Source organism: Lactiplantibacillus herbarum (assembly GCF_001039045.1).
Classification (GTDB): Bacteria; Bacillota; Bacilli; order Lactobacillales; family Lactobacillaceae; genus Lactiplantibacillus; species Lactiplantibacillus herbarum.
Genome location: NZ_LFEE01000016.1, coordinates 60,006 through 81,520, shown reverse-complemented (window position 1 = coordinate 81,520; position 21,515 = coordinate 60,006). Strand labels below are relative to the sequence as shown.

The 21,515-nt window shown below is 42.3% G+C and carries 19 protein-coding genes; 3 read left to right on the top strand and 16 right to left on the bottom strand.

Annotated elements, in window-relative coordinates:
* Positions 1–232 precede the first annotated feature (232 nt).
* The gene (locus ACG95_RS04915; RefSeq protein WP_047999461.1) at positions 233–3,883 is read right to left on the bottom strand and encodes a mucin-binding protein; all 3,651 of its coding nucleotides are present in this window, start codon (positions 3,881–3,883) and stop codon (positions 233–235) included.
* Positions 3,884–4,263: 380 nt separating this feature from the next.
* Positions 4,264–4,908, bottom strand: coding sequence for a TetR/AcrR family transcriptional regulator (locus tag ACG95_RS04910; protein ID WP_047999439.1), 645 nt, complete (start codon positions 4,906–4,908; stop codon positions 4,264–4,266).
* Between the two features lie 97 nt (positions 4,909–5,005).
* Here ACG95_RS04910 and ACG95_RS04905 point away from each other — a divergent pair, with 97 nt between their 5' ends.
* A complete protein-coding gene (locus tag ACG95_RS04905; protein ID WP_047999438.1) occupies positions 5,006–6,019 on the top strand; it encodes an NAD-dependent epimerase/dehydratase family protein in 1,014 nt (337 codons plus the stop codon).
* A gap of 59 nt (positions 6,020–6,078) precedes the next feature.
* Entirely contained in the window at positions 6,079–6,699 is a 621-nt protein-coding gene (locus ACG95_RS04900; RefSeq protein WP_047999437.1) for an NAD(P)-dependent oxidoreductase, read from the top strand.
* Between the two features lie 144 nt (positions 6,700–6,843).
* Here the strand turns inward: ACG95_RS04900 and ACG95_RS04895 are convergent, their stop codons facing one another.
* From ACG95_RS04895 to ACG95_RS04870, 6 genes are all read right to left on the bottom strand, one after another.
* Positions 6,844–8,430, bottom strand: a complete 1,587-nt coding sequence (locus ACG95_RS04895; protein WP_047999436.1) for a cation:proton antiporter domain-containing protein — start codon at positions 8,428–8,430, stop codon at positions 6,844–6,846.
* Positions 8,431–8,614: 184 nt separating this feature from the next.
* Positions 8,615–10,162, bottom strand: coding sequence for an MFS transporter (locus tag ACG95_RS04890; protein WP_047999435.1), 1,548 nt, complete (start codon positions 10,160–10,162; stop codon positions 8,615–8,617).
* A complete protein-coding gene (locus ACG95_RS04885) occupies positions 10,155–10,727 on the bottom strand; it encodes a PadR family transcriptional regulator (protein WP_047999434.1) in 573 nt (190 codons plus the stop codon). Before ACG95_RS04885 ends, ACG95_RS04890 begins: the two co-directional genes overlap by 8 nt.
* 211 nt (positions 10,728–10,938) lie before the next feature.
* A complete protein-coding gene (locus tag ACG95_RS04880; protein WP_047999433.1) occupies positions 10,939–11,946 on the bottom strand; it encodes an aldo/keto reductase in 1,008 nt (335 codons plus the stop codon).
* A gap of 74 nt (positions 11,947–12,020) precedes the next feature.
* Complete coding sequence (locus ACG95_RS04875; protein WP_047999432.1) at positions 12,021–12,662, bottom strand: NAD(P)H-binding protein; 642 nt, start codon at positions 12,660–12,662, stop codon at positions 12,021–12,023.
* A 36-nt stretch (positions 12,663–12,698) separates the two neighbouring features.
* Positions 12,699–13,637: an aldo/keto reductase gene (locus tag ACG95_RS04870; protein WP_047999431.1), complete on the bottom strand. Its 939-nt coding sequence runs from the start codon at positions 13,635–13,637 to the stop codon at positions 12,699–12,701.
* A gap of 382 nt (positions 13,638–14,019) precedes the next feature.
* Here ACG95_RS04870 and mscL point away from each other — a divergent pair, with 382 nt between their 5' ends.
* Positions 14,020–14,400 (top strand): large-conductance mechanosensitive channel protein MscL, encoded by a 381-nt coding sequence (gene mscL, locus ACG95_RS04865; RefSeq protein WP_047999430.1) that lies wholly within the window; start codon positions 14,020–14,022, stop codon positions 14,398–14,400.
* A gap of 285 nt (positions 14,401–14,685) precedes the next feature.
* Here mscL and ACG95_RS04860 read toward each other — a convergent pair whose 3' ends face one another.
* The 8 genes from ACG95_RS04860 to ACG95_RS14945 all read right to left on the bottom strand — a co-directional run.
* The gene (locus ACG95_RS04860) at positions 14,686–15,585 is read right to left on the bottom strand and encodes a GH25 family lysozyme (RefSeq protein ID WP_047999429.1); all 900 of its coding nucleotides are present in this window, start codon (positions 15,583–15,585) and stop codon (positions 14,686–14,688) included.
* The gene (locus tag ACG95_RS04855) at positions 15,585–15,875 is read right to left on the bottom strand and encodes a lysis protein (RefSeq protein WP_047999428.1); all 291 of its coding nucleotides are present in this window, start codon (positions 15,873–15,875) and stop codon (positions 15,585–15,587) included. Before ACG95_RS04855 ends, ACG95_RS04860 begins: the two co-directional genes overlap by 1 nt.
* Positions 15,875–16,087: a hypothetical protein gene (locus tag ACG95_RS04850; RefSeq protein WP_047999427.1), complete on the bottom strand. Its 213-nt coding sequence runs from the start codon at positions 16,085–16,087 to the stop codon at positions 15,875–15,877. Before ACG95_RS04850 ends, ACG95_RS04855 begins: the two co-directional genes overlap by 1 nt.
* Positions 16,088–16,093: 6 nt before the next feature.
* Entirely contained in the window at positions 16,094–16,474 is a 381-nt protein-coding gene (locus tag ACG95_RS04845) for a hypothetical protein (protein WP_047999426.1), read from the bottom strand.
* 16 nt (positions 16,475–16,490) lie between these two features.
* Positions 16,491–16,745 carry a hypothetical protein gene (locus ACG95_RS04840; protein WP_053072684.1) on the bottom strand — a complete coding sequence of 85 codons (255 nt, stop codon included), beginning with the start codon at positions 16,743–16,745 and terminating at the stop codon, positions 16,491–16,493.
* Positions 16,746–16,747: 2 nt separating this feature from the next.
* Positions 16,748–17,176 carry a DUF1617 family protein gene (locus ACG95_RS04835; protein ID WP_053072682.1) on the bottom strand — a complete coding sequence of 143 codons (429 nt, stop codon included), beginning with the start codon at positions 17,174–17,176 and terminating at the stop codon, positions 16,748–16,750.
* Between the two features lie 4 nt (positions 17,177–17,180).
* Positions 17,181–21,104: a gp58-like family protein gene (locus ACG95_RS04830; protein ID WP_237756455.1), complete on the bottom strand. Its 3,924-nt coding sequence runs from the start codon at positions 21,102–21,104 to the stop codon at positions 17,181–17,183.
* Between the two features lie 241 nt (positions 21,105–21,345).
* The coding region (locus tag ACG95_RS14945; protein ID WP_337588705.1) for a DUF6711 family protein at positions 21,346–21,515 on the bottom strand (170 nt) is incomplete at its 5' end.

Here is a 21,515-nt window from a genome sequence, read left to right as displayed (position 1 = left end):
ATTATTTGATATTGGTATCATTTAACAGTATAAATCTTTATTTATACCTTGATTTTAAGTTTATAGATGAAATTATAAAAATATTATTCGCATAGCTATCTTAATTACTGAATTTAACAATCTAGTCATGCTCTCCCTTTTTTTATGAGAATAGACAGAATGAACCCCCAAGATTGGATTTAGGTCCGTTCTCGGGGGTTCACTTTATACTTATTAGTTCATTGCACTATTTCTAATTAGCAGTATACGTCACGATTACAGTTGTATCTTGGTCCATCGAGGAGACAGCACTATTGCCTAAAACACTCAACTTATCAGCTGTATATCCAGCTACATTAGGTGTTTCAATTGTCACATATCCCCCCGTTGTTGAGGCACCATTTAACCAGTCCGTGTAAGTTACGTTGCCTGTAACTTCATCGACAATTGCATTGCGTTTAAAAGTAACTGTCTGAACAATATCTAAAACAGACTCATCACTGCCAGCATATTGATAATGAATCGTCTGACTAACTTTTTTAACCAAATCTTGTACAGACGTTCCTTCCGGATATTTTGGTCCATCCGGATTACTTGCGTCAATGGGTTGACCTGGTGTCCCCGGATTATCTGAAGTTACCGTCACTAATTTATGTTTCAACGTTACGACATAGTTGTTGGTAACCCCATCTTCATCAAAAATCAATCCTGAAGTTGGATAGCCATCACTCACTAATTCATAGCCATTCTTAACATAATTCGCAATCGTATCCATAGTTTGGTAATCCGATTGTGAGCTGAAATCTCCAGTTAAACTTGCTACATCAAGAGTCTTACCCGTTGTCGCATCAACATACGTTACCGTTGCTGTTTCCGGATTAGCGTTGTAGGTTACGACTACTGTGGTATCCTGATCCGTATTTGCTACTGCATCGTTACCAGCCACACTCAGTTTGTCAGCCGTGTAACCCATAATAACCGGTGACTCAATCGTTATATAACGACCAGTTGCAACCGTACCATTCAACCAATCCATGTAGGTTACTGTCCCATCAACTTCATCAACAACCGCAACACGGTTGAAAGTAACCGTTTGAACATTATCTGCTCCAACAGACGTCCCATTCTTGTACTGATACTTAATTGTTTGGCTGACTTCTTTAGTCAAATCTTGCGCCGTTGTTCCCGCCGGATACTTTGGCCCTTCTGGATTACTTGCATCAATTGGTTGACCCGGTGTCCCTGGATTATCTGGAGTCACAATAACCGTCTTATGCTTTAATATCACAATATAATTTTTTGTAACGCCATCCTCATCATAGATCACACCGTTAGCAGGGAAATTTGAAGTAACCAGCTTGTAACCTATTTTTTCATAGTTTGAAATCGTGTTAGTCGTTGCATAAGAATCGGTTGTCCCATAAGATCCATCCAACGAGTCTGTCTTAATTGTTTTTCCCGTCAACTGATCAACATATGTGACCGTGGCGGTTTCCGTATTGGCATGATAAATATACACTACGGTACCGCCAGCATTAGCTAACGTCCCATTGGCCGCTAAGCCAGTATTATCTGAAACCAATGTATAACCCGTTTTTGGTTTTGCGGTAGTCGTGTAATTCAAGTAATCAGCGGCACTTTCGTCTGAACCATGTGTCACGGTACCGGTTGCCGTAGCATCCACTTGTGTCGTGCCATCAGCATTTGTGTGCTCATAAAGATATTGAACTGCCACATCACCAATAGTTAACGTGCCATCCATTACTTTGATGGCATAATTTCGATTGATACCATCTTGCTCATCATAGGTAGCCGTAATGGTTTTCGTTCCGGTAGTACTCATACCATCAGTCAGACTATAATTTAACGTTTCACCATTGACCGTACCATCAACATTAGCGGTTAAATTCTTCGCTGTACCATCGTTCCAGTAAGTCTTACTTGGAATCGTAATTGTTGCAGCTGCTTTATCAATTATTAGTGTTCCTGCGGTTACAGTAGACGTATAATTACGCGCTATAATTGCGGCTTTGGCTCCTGTATAAGTTGGTGTGATAGTATACTCACCGGCATTGGTACCAATTATAGTAGTGTAGTCATCAGCAGTAATACCATCATAATTAGTCCCAATCGTCACTGCCGTTGTGTGGCTTTTGCCATCATAAGTGACTTCATCATTGGCCGCGTTAACAGCCAACGTAGACTTTACAATCGTTAAAGTTGGTACATTGCTAGTAGTAGCACTTGATGCAACAATAAAATTTTGTCCCAAATAAGCCTGCAATTTAGCCAAGCCTTCTGCGCTTAAGGAAATCGTATATTTACCAGCATCTGCACCAGTTAAATTATCCGTGTTTGACGTATAAGTATAATTAAACATCTGCAAGAAATCATCACTCGTGAAAACAACATCACCGACTTTAGCAGAGCTACCATCTGCAGATGTTACTGTCGTTACAATCCCATTTTTAATCTCAATTGCTGGTTGGGACTGATCCGTTCCATCAAATAATCGAATCTTTGTCGGTAATTGAGAAATTGTGCCATTATAGTTTTGCTTATCCTTGCTAACATTAATCTGATTAAGTCCACTAGTATCAGAATTAACTAAACCAAGCGTTGCTGGAGCAATCTGTATCTGGAAACTATAGTCCGCTGTTGAGTCATCGGTTGGTATAAAATCAGTAATAGTCTCACCAGCAGGCAAATCATAGTAATCACTATCATCACTTAAAAGATCTGATATGGATTGTATTCCAGCTTGGGTAAGTGTAAATTTATAAGTTCCAGCATTCGTTTGACTTTTCCAAGAACTACTTGATACATCAGTTGATTCAGTTCCAGCTACATTCGTATACGTAACCGTCAAATAGTTGGCTAACACATTCGAATCAGTTCCATTTAATATTGTATACAACAAATTGACGCGTTGACCAAACTCATCAGTCAAATAGTTACCAGCCCTGTCTTGGACATACATCGTTGCTAGCCCATCCCCCTCGGCAACGCCATCGCCTGAAGCTTCCAATAACACTTGCAAATCATTAAGACCATTTTGGCCAGTCCCACTATCATAGGTATTCGTTTTATATGTCATCGTCTTACCATAAGAATCAATGATCGTTAACGTAACCCCATTGCTATCAGTGATAGTAGTCGTTGTGGTTTTAGCGTTAGTATCAGTCGTCGTTACTGAAGTCGCCGCCGCTGCTTCAATAGCAGTGTTTAACATATTCACGGATGTCTTCGCCATTTCAGATTTTGTATTACTCATGGACTGCGCTGTTGTTACATCACTAGTAGCAGTACTTGTAACTGGAGTTGTCGTAACCTCAGTCGCAGAACTAGACTCAGTACCGCTCTCATTGCTAGCTTGGCTAGCTACACTACTGGCACTACTTTGATTTGAAATAGCACTACTAGAAACTGACGAGGCTGAACTACTAGCTGATTGCTCATTTTGATTGCTGACACTTGATTGAGTAGCAACTACCGAAGATGAACTAGCAGCATCCGAATTAGTATTATCTGATTTTGTGGCTGTACTACTTGTCGAACTAGTCGTTGACGCCGATGTGGCCTGACTAGCACTAGAAGTCGAGACAGTCGATTCACTGCTTGATTCCTCTTTAGCACTAGTCGCGGAAGTTGCATCGGTACTAGTCTTTAACACAACAGTATTTGTTGCCGTCACCGCAGAGCCAGAACTTACTTTAGTGCTACTAATGTCAGCACCATCAGTGTTGGCATTAGTAGCGGCCTGTGCTTGTTCGACTTGGTTAACAGCTAACCCCAGTCCAACTGAAAAAACAGTTATACCAGCTGTCACCCACTGTTTTCCTGATTTATAAATCTTATAGTGCATTTTACCTTCTGATCCCATTCTACCTACCCGTTTGCTCATAATATTACCTCCAAAGTTCAGAACTATATGTAATGCCAGTAGTTAAGTTAAAAATACTTGCATTGAGTACCACGCTATAAGTAAGTAATTAATTTACTTATAAAATCATAATTTACCTCCTTAATTGCTAGTATAAGTATAAACCAATTGAAATAACAGCTAAACATGCGCAGAATCAGCTTTTTAGACAGGTATTAACTAAATAGTAGTATCAATAAAAGTCATAAACCAAATTTATAATCGTAATATTGCACGGCTACCTCAAAATAGTTATGCTACGCCTAGCAACAGTACCTTCGTTATTAACCATGCTAAAAAAGTCAGCAGTTAACTGTCATGTTAGCCGCTGACTTTTTTAGCATCTAATTTTTAAATACGAGTTACGGTATCAAGGCGTAAGTCGCTCGAAACTCCGCCATAATCACAGTCTTAAATGGCTCAATCGTTGTGATATCGACCTGACTGCGAGCATCATCAGTTAACAGCCCCTGCAACTGAAATTTCAACCCATCCTCGATATAGCGTTCAGCCTGATCCAGTGTGAGTTGATGTGACCTTACCTGCTGTAACACCGTTTTTAACAACGCCTCCGCTTGAAAAATCACAAACTCTGGTGTGTAATCTGGGAGAATAACCCGTTCCTGTTGTCCTTGTACCACATATGTCCGTAACTGTTGAAAGTAATCTCGATACGCCATATTAAGTTGATGCGCTAATTCGGGATACGCATGTTGTAAATCCGTCGTAAACGTCTCAGTCGTCGAACCCATTAATAGTAGCGAATTCAACCAAATCGGCAAGAAATTTTGTGTTTCAAATTGTTTGGGTACTGGATTTTCCGTAATAAATTGTAAGTGCCGTGCCACCACCGCTTGAACAATTTCATCCTTATTCTTGAAGTAGATATATAAGGTTGCCCGACTGACATCCACGGCCGTAGCCAGTTTACTCATCGATAATTTTTGAAATCCTTCAATTAAAATCACGTGATTTAATTTAATCGTTAACGCTCGCTGATCGATCATTTTTACTTCACCTCGTAAATAAATCATAACACGACTTTACATTTTATACAATAAGTTGTATTATTTGTCTAATTTAAAAATTAGAGGTGCTCAACTTATGAAAAAAATCGTTGTTTCTGGTGGTTCCGGCTTCGTTGCCACTTGGGTCATTGCAGAATTTCTAAACCAACACTACGCTGTCGCAGCTAGTCTTCGCTCCTTAGCTAAGGCAGATGCCATCAAAAAAGGCCTCAGCCGCTATGTCCAAGCTGAAGACTTGGCAAACTTATCTTTCTTTGAAGCTGATTTAACTAGTTCAGATGGCTGGCAAGCAGGACTCAAAGACGCAGACGGTGTCATCCACGTTGCTTCACCAATGGGTAACGGGACGGAATCAACTGAAGAATTGGTCAATATCGCAACTAGTGGCGTTCTAAACGTCCTCCAAGCTGCCAATGATGCGGGTGTTAAACGTGTCGTTATGACCAGCTCCTTAGCCGCCGCAACACCAAAGAACAGTGCAACTGGCACATTTGATGAAAGCTTTTGGACTGATCCTGAGAATCCTGAGCTCGACCCTTACCGAATTTCTAAAGTTAAAGCTGAAAAAGCGGCTTGGAAATTCGCTGCCGATCACGACTTGGACTTAACAACCGTCCTTCCTGGTGCGATCTTTGGCCCCGTCATTACGGATAACCTGAGTTCTAACCGCATCTTATTACAATTTCTCAAGGGACAAGCCGCATTACCAAAAGTCCCCTTGGAAATCAGTGATGTCCGCGACTTAGCTAATCTCCATCGGCTAGCCTTTGAGAATCCTAAGGCCATTGGCAACCGTTACTTTGGCGCTTCACAGACGTTAACCATGTTACAGGTTGGGCGCATCTATCAAGCGGCCTTCCCACTACTACGGATTCACGCCCGTTCCTTACCAAACTGGGCTACCCGTTTACTTGCTAAATTTATTCCAAGCCTACGTACCCTAGTTCCAATGCTTAACCGGCGTTACCATCACACCACGGCCGCAGCCGAACAGGACTTGGGTTGGCAGCAACATGATCCTGAACAAACCGTCCTAGATACAGCGAACCGTTTGATTGCCATGAAATTGGTTGAAAAACAAAAAAATTAATTGCAGTCATTACGCAACTTGTGACTGACCAAAACAATTATTGAAAAGGTGATTTAAAAATGAAGATTGGTATTATTGGCGCTACCGGCAAGACCGGCCAAGCACTATTACACGTTGCTAAAGAACAACAGTTAACGGTTACGGCAATCGTTCGTAATCCTGATAAATTAACCGATACTAATGTTCCCGTTATCGTCAGTGATATTTTCAGCCTAACTGTAGACGACCTAGCTGATTTTGACGTCATCATCAGTACGTTCGCTTCCAGTAACAAGCCCGCTTATGCTCGGGTTAACCAGCATCTAGCAGACCTTTTAAAAGGCCAGTCCACTAGACTGATCGTCGTTGGTTCCGGTGCGACCCTGTATACTGACGCAACGCGCACTAAAACAGTGGCTGATAAATTACCCTTTATCATGAAACATTCCAGTGCGGCACATTTTAAAGCGTTAGACGTTCTCAAACATACGCCCGCGCTGAACTGGACTTACGTTGCCCCACCAATGAACTACCTACCAGCAGGCCCCGCAACTGGCCAGTATCAATTAGGCACCGACGTTCTACTGTATGACCAACAACAGGAATCCAGTATCAGTTACGCAGACATGGCCTTAGCTTTATTGGATGAAGCGCGCAACAATGCTTATCCTAATACCGTTATGACGGTTGCTTGGCGGTAAAATAATTGTTTGCGATAACCAGTAACCCTTAACGTTAGACTTCAATATAAAAGTGATTCCGGTACCCTGACAATTTGCCCAGAGTACCAGAATCACTTTTTCATTTATTTGAGATGATTAACTTTTCTATCTAATTAGCCATGCTTATGTCACCGGCAAATCAATCACGACGGATTCTGCCAATAAGACTTCGTTGTAGAGTTCTTCAATGATACCAGTCTGCTCTGGTAGCTGCGCTGCTTGTTGTTGCAAGTAATCCCGTTCATGTTGAAAAGCGGCTCGTAATGCTGAACGTCGCTGAAGCTGTTCTTCATCCGACAAGTCATGAATGATGGTGGCAGTCTGCCGCCAATTACTGATCATTCCTGCAAAGCTCAGCCGTCCCGTTTGGCTGTTAAGGTCCTGAATGACACTATCGCGAACCCGCACCGGTAATTCTGTCACCTGTGAGATTGCAACGACGTCATCGACCATCGCGCGTTTGATTGTTGCTGACTGGGTGCGTTTGAGCTGAGCACTTGGTTTAACAGGTAAAATCAATTTAAAGATAATCGGTGGTACCAACATACTCAACAGGATGAAGGTAACTTCCGCCATCACAATCAGTTCAAAGGTGGTATTGGCTAGACCGTACTCAGAAATGCTGAGCGCTAACGCAAAATTGACCGCCCCGTGGACGCCACCAACAGCAAAGACCAACGCTGCGTGCGGGGTCTTTTTCGTGGTGAATTTGATATACAGATACCGTGTGGCTAAACAACCTAGGTACAGAACGACACCTAAAACAATCCAAATCAGACTATTCCCCAGTTCGTGCCAATTTTTCATAATAATCCGTGTCGCTAACATGCCCAGACTGGCAAATGCAACGCCGTTCAATAGTTCTAATAGCACCTCGAATAGATCAATTCCCCAACGTGATTGCCGCGGACTCATTAAGCGAACGTGTTTAATCTCCGCGTTGCCGACGATTCCAGTCGTTACCACAGCAAGAATCCCTGAGAAGCCCAACGCTTCGGCTCCTAAAAACGCCGCAAACGGTGACAGAATATAGACGAGCGTAATCGGTAAACTCAGCGTAAACTGCAACCGAATCAGCAATTGGCGAATCACAATAATCGCGATTCCCGCCATGATTCCGAACACGATTCCCCCACCGGCAGAGCGGATAAAGGTTAGGACTGAGTCCCCGATACTGACTTTGCTACCTTGTAAGACTAGCAATGCCACTTCCAATAAGACTAAGCCGGTCGCATCGTTGAAAAGGCCCTCAAACTTGAGTGTTTTTTCATCGCTACTACTCAATTGAACACCCGCACTGGCCGTTTCCAATGCAGTGGCGTCAGTTGGGGCACTGATCACGGCTAGCACCAGTCCTAATCCCAATGAAATCCCAGGTAACAACTGTAATAAGCCCCCGACCACTAGCATCGTTACTAGTACGAGGACGCCCGAGACGCTGAAAATAGCCCCTAAATTTCGAAAGATATTCGCTGACGTTGTACTTTGACCTTCAAAGAATAATAGCGGTGAAATCGTCAGCATAAAAATTTCAAAATTAAAGGCCGGTATGATGTGATTCAGCGCTGGAATCAGCGCAATGATGATACCCAGTGCGATATTGAAATAACTGGTGGATATTCTTGGAAACAGATTACCCAGAATATTACTGAGTGCCACGGCACCCGTCATTAAAAAGATGGCGATAATTGGCCCCAAAACCGTTAACATGATGACAGTCCCTCCAAACGACCTCAAAATTCTATGTTATATCATACCATGCGGGCCTTTAAATCAACCTGCTTTTGCGATTCTTTATCCCAAGCCATGAGTTAACCGTATCCATAAAAAGACTCGTACTTATTAGACATGACAGTCCGATAAGTACGAGTCTTATGACGTTAATTTTTAATGATTATGCTTTTGAAGATTTACGACCACGCATCAAGATTGCGGCAAGAATCCCACCAACAATCACAATTCCAGCTGACGCTAATGATACTGCCCGCGTCCCATTAGCGAACGCTTGCAAGACCATCTGTTGAATGTCATGTCCAAATTGTGACTGACTCATCCGCGTACTGAAGGCGATGCTGTGACCGGAAAATGGTCCAGCAGTGACCAACGCTTGATGAATCGACGTTGCTGCCGCCTTTGGCATATTGATTGTACTGATATGTTTCGTCAAATAGTTTTCGTACACATTATTTTGAACTAAGCCTAGTGAGACTATCCCAATGGTGACCCCAATCTGACGGAAGACGTTGATTAAGCCAGAAGCCATTCCCATTTCTTGAACGGCCACACCTTCCATACCAGCGGTGTTTAATAATGGGTTGACCAATCCGTTGGTGATTCCCATCAGAACCATCCCAGGCCATAATTGGGCAAACGAAACTTTGACCGTCATGGCATTGGCTAGCATCAAGAAGCCGATCCCACCAAGGAACAGACTGAAACTAATCATCCATTTCTTAGAATAACGATTACCTAAGTAACCCGTTACGGGACCTAAGATCAATGACCAGACACTGATCGTCAATTGGCGTACCCCGGCGTCTAACGCTGAGTATCCCATGTAATTTTGCATTAATGATGTCAAATACGTGTTATAAGAATAAATCCCGGCACCCAACGCTAACGCCACCATAATCGTCCCAACAAAATGTGGATTACGGAACATGGCTAAGTTGACCATCGGTTGTTTGATACGATCCTCGACCAAGATAAAGAGCACTAGGAAAATAATTGCTGCGCCAAACCAAGGAATCATGTGCATACTCATCCAACCCCAATGTGGATGATTTTCTTTCAAAATCAACCCATAAATCAGTGAGAATAAGCTAGCTGCAGACAAGAACATACCGCCAAAATCGATCTTTTTACTACTACTGATATTTGGTACTTCATCCACATAGATCATGGTTAAAACAATGGCAATAATTCCAATTGGAATGTTGACGTAGAAGATTGACCGCCAACCGAATTGAGCAACTAAGTAACCACCAACTAATGGACCAGAAGCTGATGATAGCCCAATAACAGAACCCAAGATACCTAATGCAACCCCACGTTTGCTCCCTTTAAAACTAATTGCTACTAATGCCATGGCTAAGGCATTCATCCCAGCCCCACCAATGGCTTGTACCCCACGACCGATGTCTAAGACTAGTAATGAAGGCGCCATCCCATTGACTGCCGAAGCGATAACGAACAGTGCTAGTGAAATAACAAAGACCTTCTTTAAGCCATACATATCACCAATCTTAGACACGATCAGCAACGTGACACCTAGTACTAATGAGTACGCGTTCAAGACCCACTGCACGTTGTTAAACGATTCGTTGAAGTCCCGCACCATTGTTGGCAGCGCAACGTTCACGATCGTAACGTCTAGTAACGCCATGAACACACCTAATGATAGGACCACTAGCCCGATCCACTTCCGATATTCCTTATTCATTGTGATTCATTCCTCCAACCGTCCCATTTTGGTTAATCTCTTCCAACTGCTGAATACTCCACTTGATCCTGGTCTCACTCTCAGCAATTTGTAACGACAACGTCCGCATGCTCCAGACTAAAGCAGGTTGTGGCTCAACCGCTGCTGCCTGTTTTTCTTCTAAATGCACATAGACTTGCTGATAGACTTGGAGATCAGTTAGTACTGCATTCTTGTAAGCATTCAAGATCTGGCTCTGAACCTCAACGGATTCTTTTGCCATCCCTTTGAACTTAAACCGATAAAGCGACTCACGCTTAGCATCGGCTGCCACCGGTGTTAGTAACATTTCGTGCAGGTGATCATAACCGGCCGCTGTTAAATGAGCAAAGCGTTTACCACGAGGATTAGTCTCATCAGTCACAAAACTAATATCCCCCGCCTCCGCTAACTTATTTAGCAACGGGTACATGACACCGTTTGAAATCTTTCGTCGCGGTACCAGCGAATTCTCCAAGACTAAACCAAGTTTATAGCCGGACATATCGCGCGACACCAGCGCACCTAATACTAATAATTCGTACATCGTTTACCTCCTGATAGGTCGTACAGACTTATTATTATAGGTCTTTTAGACTGATTGTCAATCACTTTTCTGAAAACGGCTTGTAAATTTCCAATTTTTACGTGCAGCTGGTTAAGCTTGTGGGCTAGCGCCTAATTGATAGCAAACAAAAAACACCGCCAAGCCAGTTTGGCTTCACGGTGCTAACACATCTATTTCAGATTCTTATCAACTACTTCTTATCACTATCCAGTAGGACGACCCCTTCAGCTGGATTATGGTCAATCGCACCAATAATCTTATGTGGAACGTAGGGTTCTTCCAAATAGTTAATATCAGCCGGTGTCAGCTGAACCTCAAAAGCTTGGGCAGCTTCGTCAAGATACTTAGCCTTTGTCGCACCGATAATCGGTGATGCAACGCCCTTCACCCACTGCCACGCAATCGCAATTTGTGACATCGACACCTGATACTTATCGGCCAATTCATGCACACGCTGCGTAATCTTGACATCAAATTGCTTGGTGTGATCGTACTTACCCATCGCGACCTGATCAGTCTGACTACGTTTCGTACTAGTTGTCCACTCTGGTCGAGCCAACCTGCCAGCGGCTAACGCACTGTATGGCATCAACGAGACATCCATCTGTTTACAGATTGGGATTAGTTCGTGTTCATCCTCACGGTAGAGTAAATTATAGTGATCTTCCATCGTTGAAAATGGCGTCCATCCGTGATCCCGAGCGGCTAACTGCATATTATAGAATTGATAACCATACATTGCAGAAGCGCCCAAAGCACGGACTTTACCTGCTTTTACAAGGCCATCAAGGGCTTCCATGGTTTCCTCGATTGGGGTGTCATAATCAAAACGATGAATAATGTATAAGTCGAGATAATCAGTTCCTAATCGTACTAACGTGCCATCAATTTCACGGTTAATGGCTTCTTTAGAGAGCCGTCCCGGATTGAAATACACTTTAGAAGCCAAGACAACTTTGTCTCTCGTTGTATGTTGTTTGAGTGCTCGTCCTAAATATTCTTCGCTGGTTCCAGCCGAATAGACGTTGGCCGTATCAAAAAAGTTGATTCCCAGATCTAAAGCGTGCGCAATCACCTGTTCACTTTGATCAGCGTCTAACGTCCAGTCGTGCATCGTTCCCGCCTGACCAAAACTCATTGCGCCCACGCACAGCTTTGAAACATTGATGTCCGTCTGTCCTAATGTCGTATATTCCATATCACTAACCCCGCTTCTAAATGACTTACCATCCGCCGTTTGATTTGAATTACTAGTTCATCCTGTTTAACAAGCTAGATCCAGTTTGGCTTATCGCCGTCGGTATTAGGTTTATTCAGACCAACACTTTCATTTTGATAGGTGGTTGGATCTTGAATAACCTTGAACGCAAAGTCAGCAACACTTTGACGAGCAACCTCCGTGCCTTTAAAGGACTCGTCGCCCCGTGTAATCTCATAGCTAACTTCAGCTTGATTCGTTAACCATGCTGGGCGGATTTCGGGATAAGTGAGCCCTGAATTAGCCACTAACTCGGCCGTTTTTCTGAAACCAGGCAAGTAATCTTTAATCGCCTGTTCGTTCCACTGCCCAAACTTGCCAGCAACTTCGTGATGCGCACCCAGTGAACTGATATAGATTAACCGTGTTTGCTTAGCCTGCTTCATCGCCAATAACACGCTGCGCATCTGATCATCAAGATTGATACCACCCAGATTAGAATAAACGACATCAACATTAGCCAGCGCTTTGATGACTGCGGACGTGTCCAATACGTCACCTTCAATAATCGTCACGCGTTGATCAGAGGCGTATTGAGCAACCCGCTCCGCATGTCGTAAAAACAACACGAGCTGATCATCCGTTTCATTCAGTAATCGTTTAGTTAATAATTGTGCCATGGCGCCACTTGCACCAAGAATTAATATTTTTGCCATTATATATCTTCTTTCTCACGACTTAAATCAAAACGACTAGATCATCGTTTCTTCCCAGTTCCCTTTAGTATCCACATTCGTCGCAGCAGCCAGCGCTTCTAATCTAGCCACGTCTGCATCAGATAATTGGACTGTCACTGCTTTCTTTTCGCTCGCAATGTACTTCGCCTTAGTGATCCCAACAATTGGGGTTGTTCCCTTGGCAAGTACATAGGCCGTTGCCACTTCAGCCGCGGTCGCATCCTGCTTAGCCCCAATTCCAGCTAACGCGGACGTCAACGCTTCAAGTTGTGGTAGTACGGGATTGTAGACGGTCGCACGCATCGTTCCAGCGGGTAACGGATGTTGAACATCGTAGTGACCTGAAAGTGCACCTTGTTCCAATACCATGTATGCAAAGAAAGTAATGTCATGTTCGCGACAGTACTCAATAATTCCAGCTTCTTCGGATGAGCGGTACAGTAAGCTGTAGTGATTTTGAACCGCTGAAATTTGAATACCAGCTGCGCCTAAGATTTCATTTACCCGTTTAATCTGGTCTAAATTGTGATTAGAAACGCCGACCCGCTTGATCTTGCCACTTTGCACTAGTGGAATCAGTTCTGGTGTCCACTTTTCGACATCACCGGGATTATGAATCCAATAAATATCTATATAATCGGTCTTCAAGCGTTTCAAACTACCGGCAAGCATATCAGCAACTTCGTGTTCACCATCGCCAGCCATTTGTGGCGTAAACTTCGTTGATAATTGGTAACTCTCACGTGGGTAATTCTGTAGTAGCGTTCCTAACATTGATTCGGAAACACCGGCACCGTAAGCGTAGGCCGTATCCCAAAGATTAAAACCGTTCGCCATGGCTTCATCAACGACTGGTTGTAAATCCGCAACCGTCAACTGTTCACCAAAAACTTTACCGTCAGACGTGTCACCCCACGCCCAGGTTCCTAATGCGATTTCTGTCTGTTTAGTCATTTTAATAATCTCCTTTAAATAGTCATTCAATCTAAATCCACCATTATCGTGGTCAGCTAGCTACTCATCTGGCATCTGCTGGTACGTCGTCATCATTTGATGCGGCTTACCGCTAACTAATTAGATTGACGTCATCATACGTGTCTGCCGAGGTAATGTAAAATACCTATTTCAAATACCCTACTATGCGTTTAAAGAATAGTTGACATCCTCATTTTAACAACTAAAACTGATCTGCCACTTCACTACTAAACTTGCCCTGATAAGCTCGACATACCAACAATTTACAACAGCAAAAACGATAGCGAATGCATTCAGTTTGAGCACACTCCCAATCTTCGCTATACTATTTTAAGAACAACTCATAAAGGAGCGGTTATCAATGATTAAAGAATTCAAAGAGTTTATTGCACGCGGTAACGTAATTGACCTAGCAGTCGGGGTTATTATTGGGTCAGCTTTTACCGCCATCGTCAAATCATTAACGGACAACCTGATCAACCCGTTAATCGGGATCTTCTTAGGTAAGATCGACTTATCCAATATGAAGGTCAGTATCGGTGACGCAACGTTTAAATATGGCGCCTTTCTAAACGCCGTCATTAATTTCTTCATCGTAGCGATCGTCGTCTTCCTACTCGTTAAGATTATCAATAAGGTTGTCAGAAATGAACCCGAAGAACCAGAGGACGAAGCCGTTGAAGCTTCCGAACAATATCTGGAAGAAATTCGTGATTTATTAAAAGAACAAGCTAAAAAATAACTAAAAATAGCCCCAAGCAAAGTTTCAGCCAAATGTCTATCTGGTATTGAAACTTTTTTTGTTATACAATATGAACTTTTTTTGATTACTTTTTCTTGCTTTTAACACTTATAAACATTGATAAACCGGCATTCTAAAAATACGCATATCTGATAATGCCTAAATGTCCCACAGATTTGTGGGAACTTTTGTGGGACATTTTATACTAAAACACCAATGCGGGCAGCGCTACATATTACGCAAAAAATCCCCACACTAACTATAAAGTCAGTGCGGGGATTCGTATTACTTCACATATTCAAGTGTGTTGTTTACTGGACCAGTCGCCAAATAAGCGTAACTGTTACCACGTGGTTGCCGAACCCAGCGATAGCCACCCGTGATGATGGCTTGATCAGTTTTTACCGTTGATCCTGCTGGTAATACGGCAATCACACCAGCGGATGTTGACGCACCCGTACGGAGCTTAACAGCCGTCTTCAATGTATAGGTCTTGTTCTCCTTAACCCACTTGGGCGCAGTGGTATTAGGCTTTAAAACTGGCTTGCTGGCTGTAACCGTCTTAGTAGACTTAGCATACTTATCCCATGCCGATTTATCACCGTAAAAAATGTTAAAATCTAAATCTTCGCTCCAACCAGATAAACGACCTGCACTCGTATACTGGAACATGACCGCGGTCTTCCAATGTTTTAGCGAACCATACAAATCACGTGGAGTAAAGCCAACAACTTGATTGTAATTGTTATATTGAGCACCCCAAAAGCCATAATTTGCATTGACCACTGGTGACCAATCTAACCTATTTTCATCGGCTAGCCCCATATAAATGACCGGCCGGACACCAGTTTTAGTATAAACGCGATCCAACCAAGTTTTCGCCCAATTGACACCTTGACTAACGGCACTTGCTTCATAATCCAAAACGAGCATAGCATTACCAACATAGCTGCTAACCTTAGACAAGAAATAATCGGCCTGTTTTGTAGCATCACCAACATCAGCAAAGTGGTAAACACCCAACTTTTTGCTTGCTGCTAACGTTTGTTTAACGTGCCCGCTAAAAGCTGGGTTAGTGTAGTTAGTCCCCTCAGTAGCTTTGATAAGTACAAAGTCACCCGCGGCACCACCGACATTCATACCAGTCTGATAGCTTGCGACATCAAATCCATTTAAAGTAGCCATTATTTATTTCCTCCATCCGTACCAAACGTGTTCAGAATCGACTTGATTAGTTCATTGCCACCGACACTGACTGCGCCTGCAACTAATCCGTCCACCATGCCAACAATCCAAGACGTATCCGCCATTGCCGTAGCAATAAAAATACCAATCACCGCACCGATTAACTCGGCCGCAATTGGCAGATATTGATTATTGAATTTAGTTCCTTTCAATGCCCAAATAATTAAAAACACGACAATCCCGATTGCTGCAATTGTCCCGCCATTTACTAATTGAATAAAACTTGTCATTACTTGCTATCCCGCTTTCTATAATATTCGATGATTTCTTGCTTTTCTACATTCTCTTTTTTTAGTGCCCCGTTCTTCTTTTTCAACTCAGAAATTGAATCGCCGTTAGTGGCCGCGTTGTTCTCTTTGTGTGAAGGAAAGATTTGTGGAATCAACGCAACAACGATCGCCGTAGCAGAACTGATGAGGGCCACGATAACGACATCACTCACGACTTATCAACCTCCAACAATTTGTTCATGCACCATTGTGACTAGAATCGCCAATGCGTACATACTTTCAAAGCTCACATATCGTGCAGTTGCAAAGTCATGCGCCGCAAATGCGATCATAAAAAAGGCCCAGACAAATGTTAGCATCCCGGCCATTAGTGGCTTGTAATATGGTAGATGAATATCCCACAGCGAATAAACTAGCCCCAACGTGCCTACACACGCCAGAATAAAAATAGCCGGTGGATCATCTAATACATCTAACAAGGTTGGCTTAGGTGGCTCAAAGATAAACGTATTTTGCTTAACAATAAAGTAAATGCCCAACGCGTACGTTTCCATCGCTTTCCAAAACCAAAATCGGTTTCTAGTAAAATGCTCATACATAGTCGCTCACCTCGTGTTAAGCAGTCTTAGTGCTGTCAGCCGTATCTTCACTGTCCAATTGGTCTTCAACTTCATAGACCTTAGTAGTAAAATCTGACAAATCCTTGCGTACATCTACCTTGTTAGCATCGTAAAGTTCTTGATTGATGATACTAGAATTAATATTGCTTGAACCACTTTCACTGTTAATATTAGCGCTGTAACTAGCAACTTGGGTTCCATTAACAAAAGATTGGCCTGATAGCGTAATTGATTTATTGGTTTTTAACATAATTATTTACCTTCCTTTTCAAAACTGACTTCTAAAGCATCACATAGCGCTGCATACACGCTGGCATCATCGCCAGATAATTCCAACTTGCAATTCTTCAAAACCTCTTGAATGTCTCGCTTATGATCCGTATACGTTCCCTTATCAATTTCAGCGGACTGGTGAATCAACTTATCATAAGCATCTTTGTATTCCTGTACTGTATCTTTTTGTAGCGTGTAATTACCGTTATCACTGATTGGCTCGCCATCATCACCTTTAACAGCATATTGTTCAAGTAAGTCCTTTTGAGCATCTACCATAGCTTGAACTGGTTCGTTTAAGACACGGATAAAACGTGTCCGAGCCATTGATTGGTAACCGGTTAATGGTATCCGTTGCATGAGAGTAACCGCACCGTTAAGATATTGATTTTCAATAGTAAATTTCATAATTTTATGCTCCTAACTTTTCTTCGAGTTCGTCAATTCGTTGTTTCATACTTTTAATTAATGGTATTAGTGCCACTGCAATCCGATCGTATTCGACCCCTTCGATTTCTCCATCAGATCCACGATCAACTAGCATTTCAAGCCCAGCAGATGCTAAATCTTCGGCAATCATTCCATAATATCTTCGCTCAACATGCCCATGTTCTAGTTCTGCTTTATCGTTCCATGTTGCAGTTGGGACAGTTAATATTTTTTCTCCATATTCAGAAGCAAAGCTACGTACAATATTCGCTTTATATTTAGAAGCTGAACTAGCCCTAACGATAGCACCATCGGAAGCCACATAAACATTAGCAGCATGACTACTGGTTTGCGCCCAAGTACTAAAGTTATATAAGTAGTTACAATCCATAATAATATTAGTGCCGTACATACCCCCAGTTTGATAATCACTTGGGTTTGTACCACCTACTACAATCGAAGGACTGGATTGCCAATATGGATTATAGGATGTTTTTTTACCTCCAGATATAACTACCCCACGATTGGCTCCACCAACTTTTGTCATATGCCAACCAGTACTTAAAAGACCAAGTCCATATCCTGTAGAGATACCACTGAACTGTTCCTCGCCTACAGGTGCATCAAATATACCTCCACCGGCGGAATTATCTGAATTTGTTAAAACTGCGTACTTTCTACCATTAAAGGTTGCACCATTAAAAGACTGTCCACCAGACACGTTAGAAATCCTTAAGTATGGCGTAGTTTCAGTATCAAATATTCCCGGCTCCACAAATTGCATTTCGCCATTCTTAAGCATCACTCTTGCATTGCCATTGGCTGTTGAAATATATCCTTGATCAATATTAATATCAATTGTGTTAGTCGAGTTGTGAATGCGACCACTTTGGAATGTAACCATACCGGTACTAAGGTTAATTTGTAAGTTAGAACCTGTCAGTGTCCCAGTAGTAATATGGCTAGCGTTTAGATTAATCACATTAACATTGTTTCCGTTGAGCGTTCCAGCAGTGATCTTATCAGCTGTAAGAGTGTCAATCATTGCTGACTTAATCACGGCGCTATCAATGGAAGTTGTTGCCGTAATGTGCAACTTATTACCATATATCTGAGTACCTTCTTGCGATACATTAATCGCATTAACCACACCGTTTTTCTCAACACGTAGATTAATATTATTAGCAGTTTGAACCATTTCAGAGCCTGATAATCTGGTATACGGCGTGGCAATGCTGCCTTTTTCAATTTTAATTTCTGCAATGTACAAATCAGCAGACGTTCCATTAGTCGCCGAATTACCATTATTATCGAATCGCAGGTACCCTTCATCAATTGCACCAGTTGTAAACGTCTGTGTAATCGTTTCTATACCTGAATTAGACGGTACTCTACTAGTAATAATTTGTTTAGCAATCGTATAGGACTGGTCATTAGCATAGCCACTTCCATATGGCCGTCCAAGTAACCAAACATCCATATTTGGCATGGCATAATTTGAAAACATCTTATACGTTAAGGTATACGTTGTATTTCTCTCAATAGGAAATAAACTACCAATCAAAAAGTTTTCAACATATATGCTTGTACCAGTGTTGTGCAAGATGAGCATATTTTCAGTTCCATTGTGGTAAAAAGCATGTTTAAAAATTCCAATTGTACCCGCGGCTGCTCCACCTTTTACCCAACCAGTCGTATCATTCCAATAACCAGAGTACGGCACTAAATTCTCATTGGTCAGTCCACCAATAACACTCGTGTACTGATTCGACAGTAACGTTTGTTTAGCAACAAGGCCATTAACTGGGTCTGATACGGTCGTTTGAATACCTTTAACAGTTTGTTCAACTGTAGATAATGCTTTGACACTGGCACTATCTGCCGGATTAATATCATAATCTGTTGGAATAGTTCCTGATTCCAATTTTGGGCAAGCAAATATCATTCCACCAGCACCAGTAATGCCAAATTGCACGCCAATACGATGAAGTAAAGTATACTTTTCAGCATCTACATTTAAAACAAGCCTAGTCCACCCATCACTAGAATTGATGGTTTGCGAAGTCCAATTAACCGCAACGCCGGAATCATCATCCCATATACGTAATAAGGCAACAGCCTGTGTTACACCCGTGGGTTTGGCATAAACACTGAATACATATGGCTTATTATCATAATCAAAGTATTGTTTAAAATCCCGATTACCAGACGTATTATTTAGAATCTGAAACCCATATTTCGCAAGCAACCCGCTCACATCTGTAAACGATCCTACTCCATCTCCACCTGAAATAATCGTCCAATTAACTTTGTCTGGTTTATACAAAGGATTCATAAGGCTACTGTCACTTGGACTAGTATTTCTTAAAAGATTGACCCCTACAGCACTATTAGTAACCTGAGTTTGCACACTAGACACGGTTGAGGTAATTGCATTAGCGGTAGTTGTAATCTGCCCTTGTGTCCACGACTGCGTGGCATACCCACCTAGCGTAGTCGTTAATTCCGAATGTGTCACAGACTGTGCAATCTGATCATTCATCACTGTTAGTGAACCTTCAGCAGTAGTCACACGCCCGGCAATTGAATCAACATCCGTTTGATTAGCCTTTAACGCAATCATTTTAGTATTGTTATCAATTGATGCTGTATTAGTCGTCACTTTATCGCTTAACACATTAGCAGTGTTGAGCGCCTGCAATGAATTAGTCATGGCAGTGCCAGCGTCTACCTGAGCTTTACTGGCAGCATCATTTGCAAATCCAGCAGTAGTAACAGCACCATTAGCAATAGCAACAGCATTTTCCGCATTAGTTACAGCAGTCGCCGCATCTTTTCCCACTTCATCGACTTGCGCTTTTACATCAGAACTCGTCAGGTCAGAGACAGTTAATACCCACTCACCAGTGCCGTCATTCTGGCGCTCGTACGTCCACAATTCAGTCTTGTTCCCGTTCTGCTTGTACCACAAATCATTAAACTTAGCATTGAGCGGTGGGTCCGTTGTTTCAGCACCATAGATATAGTTACCGGAAGCACCTACGCGGCCGCCTAAATCGGCTACCTGCTGAGAGAGTTGCCCCCGCCATGCATAACTGCTGCTTGCTGTAGCCGTCTGATCAGCCTTCGACACCGCAGAAAGACTACCGTCAAAAGTCATCGTATAGCCATTATTGGGAACATTGAAATTATTCCCTTTGGTATCCTGTAAGGTCAACCAATCGCCCGCTTCGATAGCAGGATTACCAAACCACTTCAAACTGAACGGATAGAACGTAACATCTTTAATTTGGGTCCAAATATCTTGTAGCCTATCCATCGTCATCAAATTATTCGCTAGCTTAACTTGTGATCCTGATGTAGCTCCGACTTGCAGCGTAGTAGTAGTTTCATTAGTGCCACCACTTGAATCCGAAGTACTTGTTGTTACATCACATTGAATACCACCAATTTTGTATGGCACTTCGTTCTTAGTAAGTCCACCTTGCTCATACTGACTAGGGTCTAACACGTAATCTGGTTCTGTAATTACTCGAATCGTAAGCTTTCCATCACGATCAAAAGTTGCAAATCCTACATAGAATTGTGCCAACATTCCAATTGCATTACGGTATGTTTGCCCTTTAATCGCACTAGGAAGATTAGCAAGTACTGGCAATCTACTAATATCACTAGTATTGAGTGAAACGCCTGCCATGTTAGCAATTTCGGCAACAACATCAACCACTTTAGCCGGGTAAGATAACTTAGAAGTATACGTTCCTTCTAACAAGCACATCTGGTCATAAGCCTTAATCGTCGTTTCATCGTTGTTACGGTCCATTTGAATTTCATCTGAAATAACAAAAACGCCTAACGAACTATATTCATAGCCATTAGCCGTTTTAACACCCACTTTGGGGACCAACGTCATGCCCGCTTGTAATCCTTCAACGAGGTGAGAGAACTTAATTGACACACTATTTTCATAGTTAGAACCGATGCTAAACGTATCACCAGTAAATCCACCAGAATCATAGTCAATTGATGTTAAGTCTGTGGGTTTTATAATCAATTTTATTAATTGTTACTACTGCATCTAAAAGGCGCTCAGTTGATTGCCATGCTGCTAGGGCTAAATCAGATTGTTCAATCATATTTTCACCCCTTTATTGTTCAATAAAATCCATTGATACATTCTGCCAAATATGAACAGACGTATCAGGATTAAATGTATAGAATGGCGTCGTCCGATCCCCTACATAAAAGGTTTTAGTTACTTCCGTGCCTTCTTGCGGGTCTAAATATGTGCAAGAAAAAAACTGTCCAGAGACAGCTT

Excerpts from the sequence above, each read along its gene's own strand:
- ACG95_RS04885 (WP_047999434.1), bottom strand. The coding sequence starts at position 10,727 with ATGTACGAATTATTAGTATTAGGTGCGCTGGTGTCGCGCGATATGTCC.
- ACG95_RS04890 (WP_047999435.1), bottom strand. The coding sequence starts at position 10,162 with ATGAATAAGGAATATCGGAAGTGGATCGGGCTAGTGGTCCTATCATTA.
- ACG95_RS04845 (WP_047999426.1), bottom strand. The coding sequence starts at position 16,474 with ATGTATGAGCATTTTACTAGAAACCGATTTTGGTTTTGGAAAGCGATG.
- ACG95_RS04915 (WP_047999461.1), bottom strand. The coding sequence starts at position 3,883 with ATGAGCAAACGGGTAGGTAGAATGGGATCAGAAGGTAAAATGCACTAT.
- ACG95_RS04895 (WP_047999436.1), bottom strand. The coding sequence starts at position 8,430 with ATGTTAACGGTTTTGGGGCCAATTATCGCCATCTTTTTAATGACGGGT.
- ACG95_RS04900 (WP_047999437.1), top strand. The coding sequence starts at position 6,079 with ATGAAGATTGGTATTATTGGCGCTACCGGCAAGACCGGCCAAGCACTA.
- ACG95_RS04905 (WP_047999438.1), top strand. The coding sequence starts at position 5,006 with ATGAAAAAAATCGTTGTTTCTGGTGGTTCCGGCTTCGTTGCCACTTGG.
- ACG95_RS04840 (WP_053072684.1), bottom strand. The coding sequence starts at position 16,745 with ATGTTAAAAACCAATAAATCAATTACGCTATCAGGCCAATCTTTTGTT.
- ACG95_RS04855 (WP_047999428.1), bottom strand. The coding sequence starts at position 15,875 with ATGACAAGTTTTATTCAATTAGTAAATGGCGGGACAATTGCAGCAATC.
- ACG95_RS04835 (WP_053072682.1), bottom strand. The coding sequence starts at position 17,176 with ATGAAATTTACTATTGAAAATCAATATCTTAACGGTGCGGTTACTCTC.
- mscL (WP_047999430.1), top strand. The coding sequence starts at position 14,020 with ATGATTAAAGAATTCAAAGAGTTTATTGCACGCGGTAACGTAATTGAC.
- ACG95_RS04880 (WP_047999433.1), bottom strand. The coding sequence starts at position 11,946 with ATGGAATATACGACATTAGGACAGACGGACATCAATGTTTCAAAGCTG.
- ACG95_RS04875 (WP_047999432.1), bottom strand. The coding sequence starts at position 12,662 with ATGGCAAAAATATTAATTCTTGGTGCAAGTGGCGCCATGGCACAATTA.
- ACG95_RS04870 (WP_047999431.1), bottom strand. The coding sequence starts at position 13,637 with ATGACTAAACAGACAGAAATCGCATTAGGAACCTGGGCGTGGGGTGAC.
- ACG95_RS04910 (WP_047999439.1), bottom strand. The coding sequence starts at position 4,908 with ATGATCGATCAGCGAGCGTTAACGATTAAATTAAATCACGTGATTTTA.
- ACG95_RS04860 (WP_047999429.1), bottom strand. The coding sequence starts at position 15,585 with ATGGCTACTTTAAATGGATTTGATGTCGCAAGCTATCAGACTGGTATG.